The 16,911-nt window shown below is 71.4% G+C and carries 19 protein-coding genes; 5 read left to right on the top strand and 14 right to left on the bottom strand.

The features are described from left to right. The first annotated feature begins 75 nt into the window (after positions 1-75). Positions 76-675 (top strand): hypothetical protein, encoded by a 600-nt coding sequence (locus ABZX11_RS17080; protein ID WP_354913879.1) that lies wholly within the window; start codon positions 76-78, stop codon positions 673-675. Between the two features lie 68 nt (positions 676-743). Continuing rightward, the gene (locus ABZX11_RS17075) at positions 744-1,496 is read left to right on the top strand and encodes a hypothetical protein (protein ID WP_354913877.1); all 753 of its coding nucleotides are present in this window, start codon (positions 744-746) and stop codon (positions 1,494-1,496) included. Position 1,497: 1 nt separating this feature from the next. Here ABZX11_RS17075 and ABZX11_RS17070 read toward each other — a convergent pair whose 3' ends face one another. From ABZX11_RS17070 to ABZX11_RS17030, 9 genes are all read right to left on the bottom strand, one after another. Continuing rightward, complete coding sequence (locus ABZX11_RS17070) at positions 1,498-1,764, bottom strand: Smr/MutS family protein (protein ID WP_354913875.1); 267 nt, start codon at positions 1,762-1,764, stop codon at positions 1,498-1,500. Then, positions 1,749-2,810: an MBL fold metallo-hydrolase gene (locus ABZX11_RS17065; RefSeq protein WP_176176029.1), complete on the bottom strand. Its 1,062-nt coding sequence runs from the start codon at positions 2,808-2,810 to the stop codon at positions 1,749-1,751. Before ABZX11_RS17065 ends, ABZX11_RS17070 begins: the two co-directional genes overlap by 16 nt. A gap of 26 nt (positions 2,811-2,836) precedes the next feature. After that, complete coding sequence (locus tag ABZX11_RS17060; RefSeq protein WP_354913873.1) at positions 2,837-3,853, bottom strand: acyl-CoA desaturase; 1,017 nt, start codon at positions 3,851-3,853, stop codon at positions 2,837-2,839. Positions 3,854-3,962: 109 nt separating this feature from the next. After that, positions 3,963-6,320 carry an excinuclease ABC subunit UvrA gene (locus ABZX11_RS17055; RefSeq protein ID WP_354913871.1) on the bottom strand — a complete coding sequence of 786 codons (2,358 nt, stop codon included), beginning with the start codon at positions 6,318-6,320 and terminating at the stop codon, positions 3,963-3,965. After that, positions 6,317-6,556 carry an AraC family transcriptional regulator gene (locus ABZX11_RS17050; RefSeq protein WP_354913869.1) on the bottom strand — a complete coding sequence of 80 codons (240 nt, stop codon included), beginning with the start codon at positions 6,554-6,556 and terminating at the stop codon, positions 6,317-6,319. Before ABZX11_RS17050 ends, ABZX11_RS17055 begins: the two co-directional genes overlap by 4 nt. Then, a complete protein-coding gene (locus ABZX11_RS17045) occupies positions 6,541-7,746 on the bottom strand; it encodes an MFS transporter (RefSeq protein WP_354913867.1) in 1,206 nt (401 codons plus the stop codon). The genes ABZX11_RS17050 and ABZX11_RS17045 overlap by 16 nt, the downstream gene beginning before the upstream one ends. A 32-nt stretch (positions 7,747-7,778) precedes the next feature. Continuing rightward, a complete protein-coding gene (locus tag ABZX11_RS17040; RefSeq protein ID WP_354913865.1) occupies positions 7,779-8,189 on the bottom strand; it encodes a VOC family protein in 411 nt (136 codons plus the stop codon). A gap of 10 nt (positions 8,190-8,199) precedes the next feature. Beyond that, positions 8,200-8,640: a helix-turn-helix transcriptional regulator gene (locus ABZX11_RS17035; RefSeq protein WP_176176035.1), complete on the bottom strand. Its 441-nt coding sequence runs from the start codon at positions 8,638-8,640 to the stop codon at positions 8,200-8,202. Between the two features lie 218 nt (positions 8,641-8,858). Further along, positions 8,859-9,749 carry a LysR family transcriptional regulator gene (locus tag ABZX11_RS17030; RefSeq protein WP_354913862.1) on the bottom strand — a complete coding sequence of 297 codons (891 nt, stop codon included), beginning with the start codon at positions 9,747-9,749 and terminating at the stop codon, positions 8,859-8,861. 111 nt (positions 9,750-9,860) lie between these two features. Here ABZX11_RS17030 and ABZX11_RS17025 point away from each other — a divergent pair, with 111 nt between their 5' ends. After that, positions 9,861-11,267 carry an MFS transporter gene (locus ABZX11_RS17025; protein ID WP_354914134.1) on the top strand — a complete coding sequence of 469 codons (1,407 nt, stop codon included), beginning with the start codon at positions 9,861-9,863 and terminating at the stop codon, positions 11,265-11,267. A gap of 363 nt (positions 11,268-11,630) precedes the next feature. Here the strand turns inward: ABZX11_RS17025 and ABZX11_RS17020 are convergent, their stop codons facing one another. From ABZX11_RS17020 to ABZX11_RS17000, 5 genes are read right to left on the bottom strand one after another with little or no spacing between them, the layout of a single operon-like run. Then, on the bottom strand, positions 11,631-13,073 hold the full coding sequence (locus ABZX11_RS17020; RefSeq protein ID WP_176176037.1) for an FAD/NAD(P)-binding oxidoreductase: 1,443 nt from the start codon (positions 13,071-13,073) through the stop codon (positions 11,631-11,633). Then, positions 13,066-13,296, bottom strand: a complete 231-nt coding sequence (locus ABZX11_RS17015; protein ID WP_013224408.1) for a ferredoxin — start codon at positions 13,294-13,296, stop codon at positions 13,066-13,068. The genes ABZX11_RS17020 and ABZX11_RS17015 overlap by 8 nt, the downstream gene beginning before the upstream one ends. Before the next feature lies 1 nt (position 13,297). Then, positions 13,298-13,915, bottom strand: a complete 618-nt coding sequence (locus ABZX11_RS17010) for a ferric reductase-like transmembrane domain-containing protein (protein ID WP_176176038.1) — start codon at positions 13,913-13,915, stop codon at positions 13,298-13,300. Then, complete coding sequence (locus ABZX11_RS17005; protein WP_176176039.1) at positions 13,908-14,711, bottom strand: DUF4142 domain-containing protein; 804 nt, start codon at positions 14,709-14,711, stop codon at positions 13,908-13,910. The genes ABZX11_RS17010 and ABZX11_RS17005 overlap by 8 nt, the downstream gene beginning before the upstream one ends. After that, the gene (locus ABZX11_RS17000) at positions 14,695-15,291 is read right to left on the bottom strand and encodes a hypothetical protein (protein ID WP_176176040.1); all 597 of its coding nucleotides are present in this window, start codon (positions 15,289-15,291) and stop codon (positions 14,695-14,697) included. The genes ABZX11_RS17005 and ABZX11_RS17000 overlap by 17 nt, the downstream gene beginning before the upstream one ends. A gap of 240 nt (positions 15,292-15,531) precedes the next feature. Here ABZX11_RS17000 and ABZX11_RS16995 point away from each other — a divergent pair, with 240 nt between their 5' ends. Next, positions 15,532-16,092, top strand: a complete 561-nt coding sequence (locus ABZX11_RS16995) for a sigma-70 family RNA polymerase sigma factor (RefSeq protein ID WP_176176041.1) — start codon at positions 15,532-15,534, stop codon at positions 16,090-16,092. A 7-nt stretch (positions 16,093-16,099) separates the two neighbouring features. Continuing rightward, the gene (locus ABZX11_RS16990; RefSeq protein ID WP_176176042.1) at positions 16,100-16,888 is read left to right on the top strand and encodes a zf-HC2 domain-containing protein; all 789 of its coding nucleotides are present in this window, start codon (positions 16,100-16,102) and stop codon (positions 16,886-16,888) included. Positions 16,889-16,911 lie beyond the last annotated feature (23 nt).

The following is a 16,911-nucleotide window of genomic DNA, read 5'->3' as shown; positions in this document are numbered from 1 at the left end:
TTCGCAAGAGAAAGCCGAGACACGGCGCGCACACTGTTACCGAGAAGACATCTTCCCGGGAGGAGTGAGTCGCGCATGCGTGGGCCCAGCGGACGGATCGCCCGGTTCGGGCGGCGGGTGCACCCCGGCCGCAACCCGCTGGCTCGGGCGGGTGACCGCGTCGAGGCCCTCCTGCTGCTGCTCGCCATCGCCGGCGCGATCCTCGCGATCCCGTTCGCGGCGGCGTTCGGTTCCGAGACGTACGCCGCGCAGACGACCCGCGCGGCAGAGGAGCGCGCCACCCGCCACCCGGCAACGGCGGTCTCCCTGGAGGCGGCGTCCGGCCAGCCGTACAGCACGGACGGCGCGGGCGCGCCGGCCGCCCAGACCTCGGTCCCGGCGGCCTGGTTCGACACCCGCGGCGCCCGCCACACCGGCGAGGTCCTCGTCGACCCGGGCAGCCCCGCGGGAACCCGCGTATCGGTGTGGCTGGACCAGCGCGGCGAGCTGGCGGCCGAGCCGCTGTCGCCTTCGACCTCGGCGGCGGACGGAGTGTTCGCGGCAATCCTCCTGTGGTCGGCGATCACGGGCGCACTGGTGGGGTTGTACGCGACCGTCCGATTCATCGTGACGCGTTTCCACGCGGCGGCGTGGGACCGCGCGTGGTCGCAAGCCCGCCACGACAGCCGCTTCTGACTTCGTAACGCCGCCATCACGCCGGACGACTTCGTGTGTCGAGTCGATTCGTCGGGGAGGGCGCGATTGTGTCGAGGCTGGCCACCGAAGTCGAGCACCGCGTCAGACGAGGAATCCTGCTGTTGCTGCAGGCGGCGCTCGGTGGGCTGACGGTCTTCTACGTCGTCGCGATCTTCGTCAACCGGGAGCTGGGGTTCGTCGAAAAACTCGAACGACCCCTGATCCTGACGGCGCTGCTGTTCATCCTGACCATCCTCGCCCGGATCGAGCGGCTGCTGGCGGAGCGAGCCGGTGCGACGGTGAAGGTGTACTCCGACCGGATACTCTTCTACCAGGCCACCCGCAAGGCCGCCGAGAACGCCCGCCGGCGGATCTACGTGACCTACTTCCGGTCGACCAGCCCGACCGAACTGGATGCCGCGGTCGAACAGCACTTCGAGGCGTGCCGGAGATGGGCGCGGAGCTCACCGAACCACGTGTTCCGGCGTGTGCTCCTGAACTCCGACAACCCGTCGATGATCGATCACCTGCGCCGGGAGCTCGCGGTCGTCGCTCGAGCGCAGGCGGCCAAGAGGCACTACAACGTCAGCGTCCTGAACGACGTGGCTCAAGACGTGGGCGCCATCAGCCTCGGGATCTACGACGACGAGCAGGTCTTCATTTCCTACGCCAGCGGCCGCGACCGGATCGTCGGTCTCGGGATCCGCAGTCGTGAGGTCGTTCGCGACTGCTTCGAGCACTACTACGACCACCTGTGGTCGAACGCGACGCCGATCCAGAAGTGCCTGGAAGGCCCGGCTCACTCACCCGAGCGGGGCTGACTCACTTCCAGCGGAAGTGCACGAACACCCGGCCGAAGTTGTCCTTGTCCTTCTCCACCCGGTGGTAGAGCGCCTTGACGTCCTTGCGCTCGAGGAACCGCAGCACGTGCTTCTTCAGCTGACCCGACCCCTTACCGGGGATGATCTCGACGAGCGGGGCCTTCTTCGCCACCGCCTCGTCGATCACCGCCTTGAGCGCGCGGTCGATCTCGCCGCCGCGGTTGTAGATGTCGTGCAGGTCCAGCTTGAGCTTCACAGCGCCTGCCACCAGCCGTCCACCGCGGGTGGGGCCTCCGCGTCGATGCGCTCGCCCGGGCGGGGGATCGCCAGCGGGAGGTCCGCCTCCTTCGCCTCGCTCCACACGCGGTCGGCCGGCTCGCCCCACGGGTGCATGGCCAGCTGGAACGTCGCCCAGTGCACCGGGACCAGCAGCTTCGCCCGGACGTCGAGGGCCGCCGCCACGCCCTCCTCCGGGGTCATGTGGATGTCCGGCCAGTGCGGGGCGTACGCGCCCACCTGGATCAGGGCCGCGTCGAACGGGCCGTGCTCCGCGCCGATCGCCGCGAAACCGTCGAAATACCCTGTGTCGCCGCTGTAGAACACCCGGTGCTCCGGCCCCAGCAACGCCCAGGACGTCCACAGCGTGTCGTCGTTCGTGATGCCGCGGCCGGAGAAGTGCTGGGCCGGCGTCGCGACGAAGCGGACGCCCGCCACCGTGGCCTCTTCGTGCCAGTCGAGCTCGATGATCCGGCCGGCCGGGACGTGCCAGCGCTCCAGGTGCGCGCCCACGCCGAGCGGCACCAGGAAGGGGGCGTCCGAGGAGCCGACCAGCTCGCGGACCGTGGCCAGGTCCAGGTGGTCGTAGTGGTCGTGCGAGATCACCACGGCGTCGATCCGGCCGAGCCCGGACAGCGGTACCGGCGGCTCGTGCAGCCGCCGCGGGCCGGCGAACGCGGCGGGGGAGACCCGCTCGCTCCACACCGGGTCGAGCAGCACGCGGGCGCCGTCGAGCTCGACCAGCGTCGAAGCGTGGCCGTACCAGGTCAGGTGCAGGCCGTCGGCCGACAGCACCGGCTCCGCCGCCACCAGCGGCACCGCGCCGGCCGGTTTGCGCAGCTCACGGTGCTCGCCGAAGAACATCTCGCGGAAGATGGTCCGCATCGACGACGCCGTCATCGGGTGCCGCGGTGCCGCGTTGCGGAACACCTTGCCGTCGAACTGCGGCGAGGACCGGACCCGCTCGGCCCGTGCGCCGGTGGCTTTCGCGCCGAACGCCGCCGGCAGGTCCCGCAGGGCCGCGACCGTCTTCTTCATCGTGCCGTCTTCTCCATGCCCCGAGTCTACGAACGCTTCCTGAGAGGCGCCCCAGCTTCATGCAGGTGGGTGAGGGCCTGCCGGTAGGACTCGACGAGGCTCGTCTGCAGGTAGGGGATGCCCAGCTCGGCGCAGTGGGCTCGGACGATCGGCTGGGCCCGCCGCAGGTGCGGCGACGGCATGCTCGGGAACAGGTGATGCTCGATCTGGTAGTTGAGCCCGCCGAGGGCGACGTCGGTGACGAGCCCGCCGCGGACGTTGCGCGAGGTCAGCACCTGCTTGCGGAGGAAGTCGAGCTCCGTGCGCCCGGTCAGCGTCGGCATGCCCTTGTGGTTGGGCGCGAAGATCGATCCCATGTAGACACCCCAGAGCCCCTGGTGCACGGCGAAGAACAACAGCGCCATCCCGGGGGAGAGCACGGTGAGCAGCGCGCTGAAGTAGAGGACGAAGTGCGCGGCCAGCAGGGCGGCTTCCGTCTCACGGCGCCGCAGGCCCGGCTTGCGGACCGCGCGGATCCCGGACCAATGCAGGTTGAGGCCTTCGAGGGTGAGCAGCGGGAAGAACAGGAACGCCTGGTACCGCCCGATGAACCGCGGCACGCCACGGCTGGCGCGCGCCTGGTCCTTCGACCAGACGAGGATGTCCGGGTCGACGTCCGGGTCGAGCTCCTCGTGGTTCGGGTTGGCGTGGTGGCGGGTGTGCTTGTCCATCCACCAGCCGTAGCTCATCCCGATCCCGAGGTTCCCGGCGAGCATCCCGGCGATTTCGGTGGGCCGCCGGCGCCGGAACACCTGCTTGTGGGCGAGATCGTGCGAGAGCAGGGCGACCTGCCCGAACATGACGGCCATGAACGCGGCGACGGCGAGCTGCCACCAGGAGTCGCCCAGCAGCGCGAAGGCCACCCAGCCGGCGGCGAACAACCCGGCGACGAGCCCGATCCGGGCGGTGTAGTAGCCGGGCCGGCGCTTCATCAGGCCGGCGGCGGAGATGCGGTGGCTCAGCCGGGCGAAGTCGCTGCCGACCTGGTTCTCGGTGGTGGTCACCCACCCGAGTCTTCGCGCCCGCGGGGTGTCCCGGAATGTGGTGCGCTCGAAGGACTTTCGGGGGGCCAGCCCTACCGGCCGCGCTGGTATACGCGCGGCCGGCCGGGTGTCAGCTGATGTACTCCGCGAGGTGCTTCCCCGTCAGCGTCTTCTTCCGGGCCTTCACCAGCTGGGCCGGCGTCCCCTCGAACACGACCCGGCCGCCGTCGTGGCCGGCGCCCGGGCCGAGGTCGACGATCCAGTCCGCGTGGGCCATCACCGCCTGGTGGTGCTCGATCACGATCACCGACTTGCCCGCGTCCACCAGGCGGTCCAGCAGGCCCAGCAGCTGCTCGACGTCCGCCAGGTGCAGGCCGGCCGTCGGCTCGTCCAGCACGTACACCCCGCCCTGCTCCGCCATGTGCGTCGCCAGCTTGATCCGCTGGCGCTCGCCGCCGGACAGGGTCGTCAGCGGCTGGCCCAGCGTCAGGTAGCCCAGGCCGACGTCGGACAGGTGCGTCAGGATCTTGTGCGCCGCCGGCAGCGCCGCGTCACCGGACGAGAAGAACTCCAGCGCCGAAGACACCGGCATCGCGAGCACCTCGCTGATGTCCCGGCCGCCGAACGTGTACTCCAGCACGTCGGCGTTGAACCGCTTGCCCTCGCAGACTTCGCACGGCGTTGCCGTCCCCGCCATGATGCCCAGGTCGGTGTAGACCACGCCGGCGCCGTTGCAGTTCGGGCACGCGCCCTCGGAGTTCGCGCTGAACAGCGCCGGCTTGACGCCGTTGGCCTTGGCGAACGCCTTGCGGATCGGCTCCAGCAGGCCGGTGTAGGTCGCCGGGTTGCTGCGGCGTGAGCCGCGGATGCCGGTCTGGTCGACCGTCACCACGCCTTCGCCGCCGGACACCGAGCCGTGGATCAGCGAGCTCTTGCCCGAGCCCGCCACGCCGGTCACCACCACCAGCACCCCGAGCGGGATGTCGACGTCGACGTCCTGCAGGTTGTGCGTCGCCGCCCCGCGCACCTCCAGGAAGCCCGACGGCTCACGCACCGACGGCTTCAGCGAGGCGCGGTCGTCCAGGTGCCGCCCGGTCAGCGTGCCACTGGAGCGCAGACCGTCCACAGTGCCCTCGAAGACGATCTCGCCGCCCTCGGTGCCCGCGCGCGGGCCCAGGTCGACGACGTGGTCGGCGATCGCGATGGCCTCCGGCTTGTGCTCCACCACCAGCACCGTGTTGCCCTTGTCGCGCAGCTGCAGCAGCAGGTCGTTCATGCGGCGGATGTCGTGCGGGTGCAGCCCGATCGTCGGCTCGTCGAAGACGTAGGTGACGTCGGTCAGTGACGAGCCGAGGTGGCGGATCATCTTGGTGCGCTGGGCTTCCCCGCCCGAGAGCGTCCCGGATGGACGGTCCAGCGAGAGGTAGCCCAGGCCGATCTCGACGAACGAGTCGAGCGTGTGCTTCAGCGCGTCCAGCAGCGGCGCGACCGACGGCTCGGACAGCTTCCCGACCCACGCGGCGAGGTCGCTGATCTGCATCGCGCAGGCGTCGGCGATGCTGATCCCGCCGATCTTCGACGAACGCGCCTCCGGTGACAGCCGCGTGCCGTTGCAGTCCGGGCAGGTCTGGAAGGTCACCGCCCGCTCGACGAACGCCCGGATGTGCGGCTGCATCGCGTCGACGTCCTTGGACAGGAAGGACTTCTGGATCGCCGGGACCAGCCCCGAGTAGGTCAGGTTGATGCCCTCGACCTTGATCTTCGTCGGTTCCTTGTAGACCAGGTCGTTGAACTGCTTCTTGGTGAACTTCTTGATCGGCTTGTCCGGGTCGAAGAAGCCGGAACCGCGGAAGATGCGGCCGTACCAGCCCTCCATGCTGTAGCCCGGGATGGTGATCGCGCCTTCGTTGAGCGACTTGTTCTCGTCGAACAGCGCGGTGAGGTCGATGTCGTTGACCTTACCGCGGCCCTCGCAGCGCGGGCACATGCCGCCGGTGATGCTGAAGCTGCGGCGTTCCTTGATCTGCCGGCCGCCCTTTTCGATGGTGACCGCGCCCGCGCCGCTGATCGAGGCGACGTTGAACGAAAACGCCTGCGGCGAGCCGATGTGCGGCGTCCCGAGCCGGCTGAACAGGATGCGCAGCATCGCGTTCGCGTCGGTCGCGGTGCCGACGGTGGAGTGCGGGTTCGCGCCCATCCGCTCCTGGTCGACGATGATCGCGGTGGTGATCCCGTCGAGCACGTCGACGTCCGGTCTGGCCAGCGTCGGCATGAACCCCTGCACGAAGGTGCTGTAGGTCTCGTTGATCAGCCGCTGCGACTCGGCGGCGATCGTGCTGAACACCAGTGAGCTCTTGCCCGAGCCGGAAACCCCGGTGAACACCGTCAGCCGCCGCTTGGGCAGCTCGACGCTGACGTCCTTGAGGTTGTTCACGCGCGCACCGTGGACGCGGATCAGGTCATGGCTGTCGGCCACGTGCTTGCTCATCGGGATCTCCAGTTTTTGGTTCGGGCCTCGGCGGCTTGCCGGTATTCGTGCGGGGAAAGGCCGTAGGCGTCGCGGAAACGGCGGATGAATTGCGCGACGGGCAGATCCACCGTGCTCGCGAGCTTTTCGACGTCGAGGGGAGCCGTGCATTCGCGGTCGATGCGATCGCGGACGCGGCGCAATACCGCCAATTCACGCAGGTGATGGTGCGCGGCGGCTTTCAGGCCGAGGCACATGCCGGGTTCCTTTCCGGAAGGCGGCCGAGCACGGCCCTGGCCGCGATCGGGAGCAGCAGGAGGGTCAGCACGCCGGACAGCGCGAGGCCGCCCGTGCTGCCGGTCAGGTCGATCAGGGGGCCGCCCAGTGCCAGCCCGAGCGGGGCGGCGACCGTGGCGCCGGTCGTCCACAGCGTGACGACCTGCTGCTGTTCGCCGGGGGCGAGCCCCGACTGCAGGAAGCTGTAGGCGACCGGCGTGAACGGCGCGTACACCAGGCCGCCCAGTCCGAAGACGAGCAGCGCCACGGTGAGGTCGCCGGTGACGGCGAGCGCGATCGGGCACAGCGCCCACAGGCCGATGATCGCCACCAGCAGCGGCCGCTGCGGCAGGTTCCGCAGCCGGCTGACGAGCGCGGAGCCGAGGAACGCGCCCACCCCGAGCGCACCCCACAGCACCCCCAGCCCGGACGCGCCGGCGTGCAACGTCCCGCTCACGTACAGCGGGAGCGCCACTTCGACCGGCATGTACAGGAAGTTGAAGAAGAACTCGACCACCAGCAGCCGCGCGGCGACCGGGCGGCGGCGCAGGATCCGCCAGCCCGACTCGGGGGCGCCCTCGTCGCGCAGCGCGTTGCGGTCTCCGGCCTCGCGGGGAACGCAGGCCAGCAGGACCAGCGCGCCGGCCGCGTCGACGAAGAGCGCGAAGCCCGCGCCGGTCGTCGCGACGAGGATTCCGCCCAGCACCGGGCCGGCGATGTAGAGCGCGAATGTCGTGTTCAGGCCCAGCAGGCCGTTGACCGAGAAGCGCCCGGCCTCGCCCGCGGCCGACGTGGCGAGCAGGCGCCGGCTGCTCGACCCGGCCAACCGGAACGTCGCGCCGAAGAGGAGCCCGGCGACCAGCACCGGCAGCGTGAGCCGGCCCGTGACGGCCAGGACGCCGAGGGCGGCGAAGGTCAGCGACCGCAGCACGCAGTCGGCGACGAGCAGCGTGCGCGGCGGCACCCGCACCCGCCCGAGGCCGATGGCCAGGGCGAGCACGGTGGAGAGGACGAACGGCGCGGCCTCCACGAGCCCGATGGCGATGGCCTTCGGGACGTCACCGTGCAGGGACAGCGTCTGGACGGGCATGGCGACCAGCAGCATGCCGGTGCCGACGTTGGCCAGGAGATCCCCCACCAGGAGCCCGGCGAGCCGCCGGTCGCGCAGCACCTCGCGGTAGCCGCGCGCGGGGGCGGTCGTGGTCAGCGCAGCTCCTGGATGCGCAGCAGGTTGCCCGCCGGGTCGCGGAACGAGCAGTCGCGGATGCCGTAGGGCTGGTCGACCGGCTCTTGGACGACCTCGGCGTTGGCCGCCTCGAGCTTGGCGAACAGGGCGTCGAGGTCCTTGGTGGCGAGGTTGACCGAGGCGTAGGTGCCCTTGGCCATCATCTCGTTGATCATCCGGCGCTCGTCGTCGGTCAGGCCCGGCGTCGCGGCCACCGGCGCCAGCACGATCGCGGTGTCCGGCTGGTTCGGCGGGCCGACGGTGATCCACTGCATGTCGCCGTACTTGACGTTCTGGCGGACCTCGAAGCCGAGGAGGTCGCGGTAGAAGGCGAGCGAGGCTTCCGGATCCGTGTGCGGGAGGAAGCTGGAGTGAATGGTGACGTCCATGGTCGTCACCCTAGGTGGCCGTCGACGGCCGCGCTTCTCGATTCCTGATCGGTCGCGTGACCTGTTTGGCGACGCACGGCGGCATGCCGACGGTGGCCTCGGCCTGCTGCTCGCGGTAGGCGCTCGGAGGCATCCCGACCAGCTCGGCGAACCGGGTGCTGAAGGTGCCGAGCGACGAGAACCCGACGGTGAAGCAGACCTCGGTGACGCTCAGCTCACCCTTGCGCAGCAGCGCCATGGCCCGTTCGATCCGCCGCGTCATGAGGTACGAGTACGGTGACTCACCGTAGGCGCGCCGGAACTGCCGGCTGAGGTGCCCGCCGGACATGTTCACGCCACGCGCCAGCGCCTCGACGTCGAGCGGCTGGGCGTACTCCCGGTCGATCCGGTCGCGCACGCGCCGCAGCAGCGCGAGGTCGCGCAGGTACTGCTCCGTGGACGTGCTGGTCACCCCTGGATCCTGCCACAGCGGACGGGCCCGGCGGAGGGAATCGTGTCGACCCCCTGATCACGCGTGTCGACCCTTCGATCACGCGTGTCGACCGTTCCCGCACGGCATCCGCGGTGACCGGAAGCGGATCTCGCGTGATTGGAGGCGGATCTCGCGTGATTGGAAGGCGATCTCGCGTGATTGGAGGGGCATCACGCGTGATTGGAGGGGCGACACGGTCAGGGGAAGGCGTCGCGGAGGGTGTTGCGGAGCCACTGCTGGGCCGGGTCGGCGTCGAGGCGGGCGTGCCAGGACAGGCAGACCTCGAGGCCGGGCAGGTCCGCCGGGACCGGGAACCAGCGGAGGCCGAGCGGCTCGCCGTACTGCTCGGCGAGGCGCCGCGGCAGCAGGCCGACGTACGGGCTGGACGCGACCACCAGCGCGGCCACCGCGGCCGTGGGGACGACGGCGGCGACGTGGCGGCGCAGGCCCGCCGCCTCGAGCGCCTCGTCCAGCGGGCCGCGGGCGAGGCCGCGGCGGGAGGCCGCCACGTGGGGGTGCCGGCACAGCTGCGCCAGGGTCGGCCGGCGGACCCGGCCCAGCGGGCTGTCCGCGCGCACGGCCGCCACCAGGTGGTCGTGGTAGAGCACCGCCGTCCGGATGTCGGGGGACGGGTGCCCGCCCACGCCGATGTCCAGGTCGACCGAGCCGTCACGCAGGGCCTCGGCGCTCTCGTCCCCTTCGGCCACGAACCGCAGCGTGACACCCGGCGCGGCCGACGCCACCGCGTCGGCCGCGGCCGTGGCGAGGGTCGCGGCCACGCCGTCGTTGATGCGGATCGTGAACGTGCGGTCCAGGGTGGCGAGTGAGAAGTCGGTGCTGACCAGCGACGCCGCTTCCTCCAGCAGCGAGCGCACCCGAGGCGCGGTGCGCAGCGCGAACGGCGTCGGCGCCAGCCCGCGGCCGGCCCGCACCAGGATCGGGTCGCCCATCGCCCGCCGCAGCCGGCCCAGCGCGCGGCTGGTCGCCGGGATGGACAGGTGGAGGCGCTCGGCCGCCGCCGTCACGCTGCCGTCCCGCAGGAGCGCGTCGAACACGCGCAGGAGGTTCAGGTCGAGCTGCTCGGGCATGGTTGCAGCGTACGCAAAACAGTCTTGTCGAAGTTGCGTCGCGCGCAGAGGTCCGTCGTTCCTACCGTCGGCCCCATGCACCTCAAGCAAAGAACGAGCCTGCTCCCGCTCATGTGCGCGTGCGTCGTGCTCGTCGTGGGCATGGTCGCGGCGGTCAACCTGGCCGTCCCGCTGCTCGCCGCGAGTCCGTTGCACCCGTCGGCGCCGGCGCTGGTCTGGATCGTCGACACCTACGTCATCGTGTTCGCCTGCCTGGTGATCCCCGGCGGGGCGGCAGGCGACCGGTTCGGCCGCAAGGGCGTCCTGCTGGCCGGGCTGGTGCTGTTCGCGGTGGGCGCGCTGCTGTCGGCGGTGGCGCCCGGCGTCGCCGTCCTGCTCGCCGGCCGGGCGCTCACCGGGGTCGGCGCGGCCGCGGTCCTGCCCAACTCGCTCGCCGTCCTGCTGCACGCCGTTCCCGCCGGACGCCGGCCGGCCACCATCGCGACCTGGGCGTCGATGACCGGTATCGGCGGGGTCGCCGGTAACGCCGGCGGGGGGCTGCTGCTGGCGGGCGGATCGTGGCGCTGGCTCTTCGCGGCCGCCGTGCCGGCCGCGCTCGCCGCGGCCGTCCTGGTCGCCCGCACGGCGCCGGTTTCGGCCCGCCACGATCGCCCGCTCGGCCCGGTGGCCGCGCTGTTGCTGGTCGGCGCGTCGGTCGCGCTGCTGGTCGGGATCGTCCAGGGCCCGGAGTCGGGCTGGGGCAGCACGCTCGTCGTGACCGGCTTCGCCGGTGCCACCGTGCTGTTCGCGGCGTGGGTGGTCGTCGAACTGAGGTCGGAGCACCCGCTCCTGGACCCGCGGCTGTTCCGGATCGCCGGCCTGCGCAGCGCCTGCCTCGGCATGACCGCGATCTTCTTCGGGATGTTCGCGCTGTTCTACGTCAACGCGTCGTTCCTCCAGTACGCCAAGGGTTTCGGGGTACTGGCGACCGGGCTCGGGATCGTCCCGCTGACCGTGCCGATCGTCCTCGGCGGACGGCACGTGGGTCGCCTGTCCCGGCGCATCGGGGTCGACGGGACCGTCGCGCTCGCCTTCGCGTTCGTCGGAGCCGGCTTGCTCGGACTGTCCACGAGCGACGCGACCACCCCGTACGCCGGGTACGCGGCTTGGCTCGTCGTGACCGGGATCGGGGTGACGCTGGCGTTGCCGACGCTGTCGGGCGTGATCGCGGGCGCTCTCCCGGCGGCGCAGGCGGGGGTGGCCACCGGGTTGCAGGCCACGACCCGGGAGTTCGGCAGCGCGCTCGGCGTCGCCGTGGTCAGCACCGTCTCCACCGCGTGGTTCACGGCCGCGCTGCCGCCGGAGGGCCGTGGGGCGCACACGGTGGCCGAAGCCCTCGCCCGGACGCCCCGCGCGTCCGACGTGGTGGCCGCGTTCGTCTCGGGGACGGACGCCGGGCTGCGCGTCGCCGGGGTGGCGGTGCTCGTCCTCGGCGGTCTCGTCGCAGGGGAGTCGTGGTGGTCGCGGCGACGGCGGTGAAGACCGTCCCGGGAGTTCCCGTGCCCCCGGGACGGCCGTGCACCGGTGCTGCAAAGACCGTGGCGGTCCTTCCGGCGGCATACCCGTCCACCGGGACGACTTCCACGACCCGTGCGCCGAAGCGGAGTGACCCGCCGCGGCGCTCGACCCCGGGCCCCCGCCCGGTGCGCCGGAAGAAGGCCACCCCGGGGGCGTCGGGTTCCCTCGGGATGGCCCTCTCCTGGCCCGCCGGGCGCTCGGTTGTCCAACGCGAGGCGGGCAGGGGGACGCTGGGGCCGGCCACCACACCACCCAGCCGCGGAGGGAGTGTGGTGGCCGGCAAGGGACGGCGGCCGCCGCGCGCAGCCGGCGTCCCGGCTTTCTCTACCTCCCCATCGGGATGGCCATGGTCGGCAGCGCGGCGCCGGGCTGCGCGGCGAACGCCGTGGTCGGCGGGGCCGGCAGCGACTGCGCGGGGAACGCCGTCGTCGGGATGTCGTTGGCGAACTCGCTCTCGAACTCCCGCTCGAAGGCCTGGTGGTCGAAGCCGCTGTCGAACTCCGGCGGCACCTCGGCCGCCAGCGCGGCGAGCGCCGGTTCGACGGTCGGCACCTCGGGGACCTCCGCGACGGGAGCGGGCTCCGGCTCCGGCACGTAGTCGGGTGCCGGCAGCCGCCGGTCGAGCTCGGCCATCCAGTCGAGCATCGCCCGCGGCTTGTCCCAGCAGGAGATGCCGACGAGCCTGCCGTCGCGGACGAAGCCGGTGATGCCGTCGGCCAGCGACACGGTGTCCTCGGCCAGCGACGGCATCCCGCACATCTGCAGCCGGGTGTCGTACAGCGTCGACCAGGCGCGGGGGAGCGGGGTGAACGGCTTCGCGCTCGAGTGGCCCACCAGCAGGTTGTCCGCCGCGTGCCGGGCCGACTCGACGGCGTTGATCCAGTGCTCGACCCGCCGCGGGGTCTCGTCGAAGCGCAGGTTCGGCCAGCGCGCGATGTCGCCGGCGATGACGACGTCGGAGGCGCCCTCGGCGAACAGCTTCGAGTCGCAGAGGACGCCGTCGCTGATGTCGAGGCCGGAGCCGCGCATCCAGTCCACCGACGGGACACTGCCGATGGCCAGCACGACGACGCTGGCGACCAGCAGCTGGTTGTTCGTCAGGTGCAGCCCGACGGTGTCCTTCGTGCTGATCCAGTGCCGGACTTCGCTGCGCATCGCCAGGTTCGCGCGGTGCTCGTGGTGCGCCTCGACGATGCCGCTGGAGACGCGGTCGCCGAAGCGGTGCAGCGGGGCCTTCGCGTGCCCGATCAGGGTGACGTCCCGGCCGATGTGCCGCATGCTCGCGGCGAACTCGTTGCCGATCAGGCCGGCGCCGATCACCACGGCCGGCTTCTTGCTGGCGTTGAGGCAGCGCCGCACCGCCATCGAGTCCTCGACCGTGCGCAGGATCCGCACCCGCGGGTCGTGCCGCGGCGCGCCGGGCAGGTGCCGCGGGTAGACGCCGGTGGCGGCGATCAGGCCGTCGTACCAGAGGGACTCCCCGCCGGGCAGGTGCACGACCCGCTCGGTGGTGTCCAGGTGCGTGACCCGCGCGCCGAGGCGCCAGTGCACGTCGAGGTCCGGCAAGTAGTGCGAAAGGCCCACGTCGCTGGGCCGTTCGGTCCCCATTACCAGCGCCTTGGAGACCATCGGGCGGTGGTAGGGCCGCCGGGCCTCGTCGCCGATCAGGACGATCTCGCCGTCGAACTTCTGTTCCCGCAGTCGCTCCGCGGCGCGCAACCCTGCGACACCCGCGCCGACGATGACGATCCGGTCGCCGTCAGCCATCCAGGTCCCCTCTCATCACGACCGCCTGCATCGGGCAGCAACGGGCGGCCATCTTCGCCTGTTCAATGGTGGTTTCGTCCAGCAGCCGCGTGTGGAAGCGCAGGCGGCCGTCCTGTCCGAGGTCGAACACGTCCGGCGCCTCCATGGCGCAGATGCCGTAGAGCTCGCAGCGGTCGTTGTCGACGCTGATCCGGGGCCCGCCGCCGGGCAGACGGAACGGCATGTCAGGCCACCTGCTCTTCCACGAGGCCGATCCGCTCCAGCGTGCGGGCCGGCATGAACCGCAGCATCGACACCGTCACGGCCGGCACGAGCAGCGTGATGCCGCCCAGCCAGGTCACCGAGAGGTGGCCGTTGGCGATGGCGCCGAACCAGGAGTGGACCGCGATGAGCCCCACGGCCGGGTACGCGCAGCGGTGCAGCCACAGCCAGCGCCGGTAGGAGGTGAAGCGCTGCAGGCCCGCGGTGAGGAAGATGGCGAACATGACCTCGAAGCCGACGATGCCGGCGATGTGGCGGGCTTCCTGGCCGGAGCCGAACGGGATGAACATGTAGGCGAAGCTGTACGGCTGGACGGTCAGGTAGGTGAAGCCCAGCGCGTGCACCGCGCCGAAGATGATCGTCGCGGTGGCCAGCACCATGTGCGTGCTGCGCAGGCCCTTCCGGCCGGTCACCGAGCGGATCCAGCCGGTCGCGGTGAGCACGCCCCAGGTGAGGGTCAGCATCGCCGCCCCGTAGGAGGTCCTGGCGGCGAACGCGGCCAGGCCGCGGGCGGCCGGGTCGGTCTTCGGCTGGAACTGCTGGGTGAGGAAGATCGTCGCGTCGTGCCAGGTCTCAACCATGGCTACCCCCGGTTCTCGCGGTGGCCGGCCGGGACGACGTCCTGCCGCGGCCACGGTTGCTCTTGACTTGGCGCAGCACGTAGAAGAGGCCGCCGCCGAGGAGCAGGAACAGGCCGCCGACCACGGCGATCTGCGACGGGTCGAGCCCGAGCTGGATGCCGGTGGGTGCCGAGGTGGTCGAGACCACCGGGGCCGGCAGCGCGGTGTAGTCGACCATCCCGGTGCTCTCGAGCATCGTCATGTGCCGCATCACGGCCTGGTTGCCGACGGTCGCGAAGGCCCGCACGTCGTCGTTGCGGGTGCCGGCGCGCAGCTGCGCCAGTACGGCGAAGACCTGCCCGTGCGCCGCCCGCAGCCGGTTGGCGAAGACGCGGTCGAACTCCGGGCCGGGGGAGGCGGCCATCTCTTCGGCGAGCCAGCCGCGCTGTTCCTCGGAGGGCTGGTCGGGGACCGGCGAGTTCAGCTTCTGCGACAGCGCGCGGGTCGCCACGTCCAAGCGGCCGTGGTCCATCATGATCGCGAAGCCGACCTTCTGGACGATCGGGCTGCCCTTCTCCATGGCCATCATGCCGGAGGGCATTTCCCACAGGCCCGCCTGGCGGACCTTGGTCAGCAGCACCGCGTCGGTGTCGGACACCGAGTTCACGGCGCCGGTCTGGGCGAGGGAGGCCGAGCCCGGCGCGAGCAGCGCCAGCACGAGCGCCACGACGAACAGGATCCGGACCAGCGGCCGGGAACGCTCGAGAACCGACGCGGGTTCGAAGTCGAACCCGGCGAGCTCAGACGCCGAACGCATTTTGCCTCCACTCGTCCTGGGTCAGGGTGATCTTCTTGCCGTCCGGCGCGATCGGGTACCACGCCTGGTCGGCGCCCTGGCCGGACGTGTCGGCCGGTTCCTCGTCACCGGTGAAGTGGTATAGCGGCCAGCCGGCGAGGGTCTGCTGCACGCTGCCGTCGTCGCGGGTGATCTGGCCGACCAGCGACCGGTCGACGTCGATCGGGGCCAGGGTGCCCGGCTTGACCGGGATCCACTTGGCCGCGCACGCGTCCGTGCAGTTCGACCGCGAGGGGTTGGGGGTGTCCCGGTCGTACCGGTAGATCGTGTACCCGGTCCCGTCGACGAGCAGGAGTCCGAGGTCGAACGTCTTCGCGGCCCTGAGCTGGCTCTTCGCCGGGTTGTTCGGGTCGGCGGTGATGCCCTGCGGCATCGGCAGGACGACCTGGCCCTGCTGCATGCCGGGCATCTGCATCCCGGCGCCGCCGGCGGCGTACCCGCCACCCGAGGTGGTGGCGGCGCCGGCGGTACAGGCAGTGAGCAAGGCGAGTGCAGAGAGGCACACGGCGGCGGGGACCACCGGGCGGGGAATGCGGATCACTGCTCCTCCGTGGGGCATGACTACGCGCTGTTGCCGGTAGTGCAACGGAAAAGGGCGCGAAAGATCCACAGTGGACATTCGGTCCGGAGTGGATGCGGAGCGTTGCGGGGGACAACGCCTGGTCGGGGTCTTCGGTAGGGGATACGGACACGGTCCGGAAACGGTTCAAAAAAGTTTTGCCACCGGTTTGCGGGCCCCGGGTACTGGACGCCGGGGCTCGCGCACACCAGGATGTCCCGCGTGGGACGGCACACCCGAGCGCTGAGATCCGTCGGTGATCAGGAAGCCGTCGTCGAGCCCGACGGCGGCCACGACGATCTGGCGAAGGCGCTCTACCAGGAGTTCGGCGGGTCCCTCATGGCGTTCGCGCTGCGGCTGACCGGCCACGACCGGCAGTGGGCCGAAGACGTCGTGCAGGAGACCCTGATCAAGGCGTGGCGGAACGCCGACAAGCTCGACCGCCAGCCCGAGATGCTGCGTGCCTGGTTGTTCACGGTGGCCCGCCGTATCGTCATCGACGGCTGGCGCAGCCGCAGTGCCCGCCCCCAGGAGATCGAGGAGATCGAATCCGACGCGATCGCGGTGTCCGACGAATCGGACCGGACGCTCGCCGCGATGATCGTTTACGAGGCGCTGCAGGGTCTCTCGCCCGAGCAGCGGGAGGCCATCCAGCAGACCTACCTGCGCGATCGGACCGTGAACGAGGTCGCGGCGACCCTCGGCGTGCCACCGGGCACCGTGAAGTCCCGCATCCACCACGCCGTCCGCGCGCTGCGCCGGGCCCTGCGCGAGCGGGGGTGAACTGAGCGTGGCCGGATCACCGCACACCGACGTCGCCGCCTACGTGCTGGGCGTCCTCAGCGAAGCCGAGAACTCCCAGTTCGAAGCCCACCTGATGAACTGCCCGCACTGCCAGCTCGACCTGATCGAGCTCTACCAGCTGCCGGACGTGCTCGACCTGGTGAAGCGCAGCTGGCCGGAGCCCCCGATGCCCGCGCCCGGTCCGCGCACGCTGTCCCCGGGCCCGCGGGTGCTGCGCGGCCTGATGGAAGAGGCCGCGGTCAAGCGCCGCCGCCGTCGCCGGATCGGCATCCTCGCCGGGGCCGCGGCCGCGGCGGCCGTGATCGCCGGCCCGCTGGTGACCCTCGCGGTCCGGCCGGCCGACGCCGTCCCGCCCGCTTCGCTCGCCGCCCCGAGCAACAAGCAGCCACCGCCGGCGACGAGCGTCCCGGCGACGTCCACCGCGCCGCCCGGCGGTGCCCCCGGCCAGCCCGGCGGCGGCCAGACCTACGGCCGCGGCAGCGGCGGGTCCGCCGTCAGCGCCCTGGTCACCGTTTCGCCGGTGGAGTGGGGCAGCCGCGTCGAGCTCGAGCTGCGCGGGATCGTCGGGCCGGTGAAGTGCCAGCTGGTCGCCGTCCCGGCCACCGGGGCCGAGCGCGTCGTCTCCAGCTGGTCGGTGCCGCCCAAGGGGTTCGGCATCCCCGGCTCGCCCGAGCCGTTGCGGCTGCAGGGCTCGGTCTCCCTGGCGATGGACCAGATCAGCCGGTTCGAGGTGCGCGGCGAAGACGGCACGGTCCTCGTCGTCGTCCAGCGCTGAATCTCTTTCTTTTCGGTGAAACG

Source organism: Amycolatopsis sp. NPDC004169, from assembly GCF_040610315.1.
Lineage (GTDB): Bacteria > Actinomycetota > Actinomycetes > Mycobacteriales > Pseudonocardiaceae > Amycolatopsis.
Note: the sequence above shows the minus strand (reverse complement) of the source record. Positions and strands in the feature narration are given on the sequence as shown.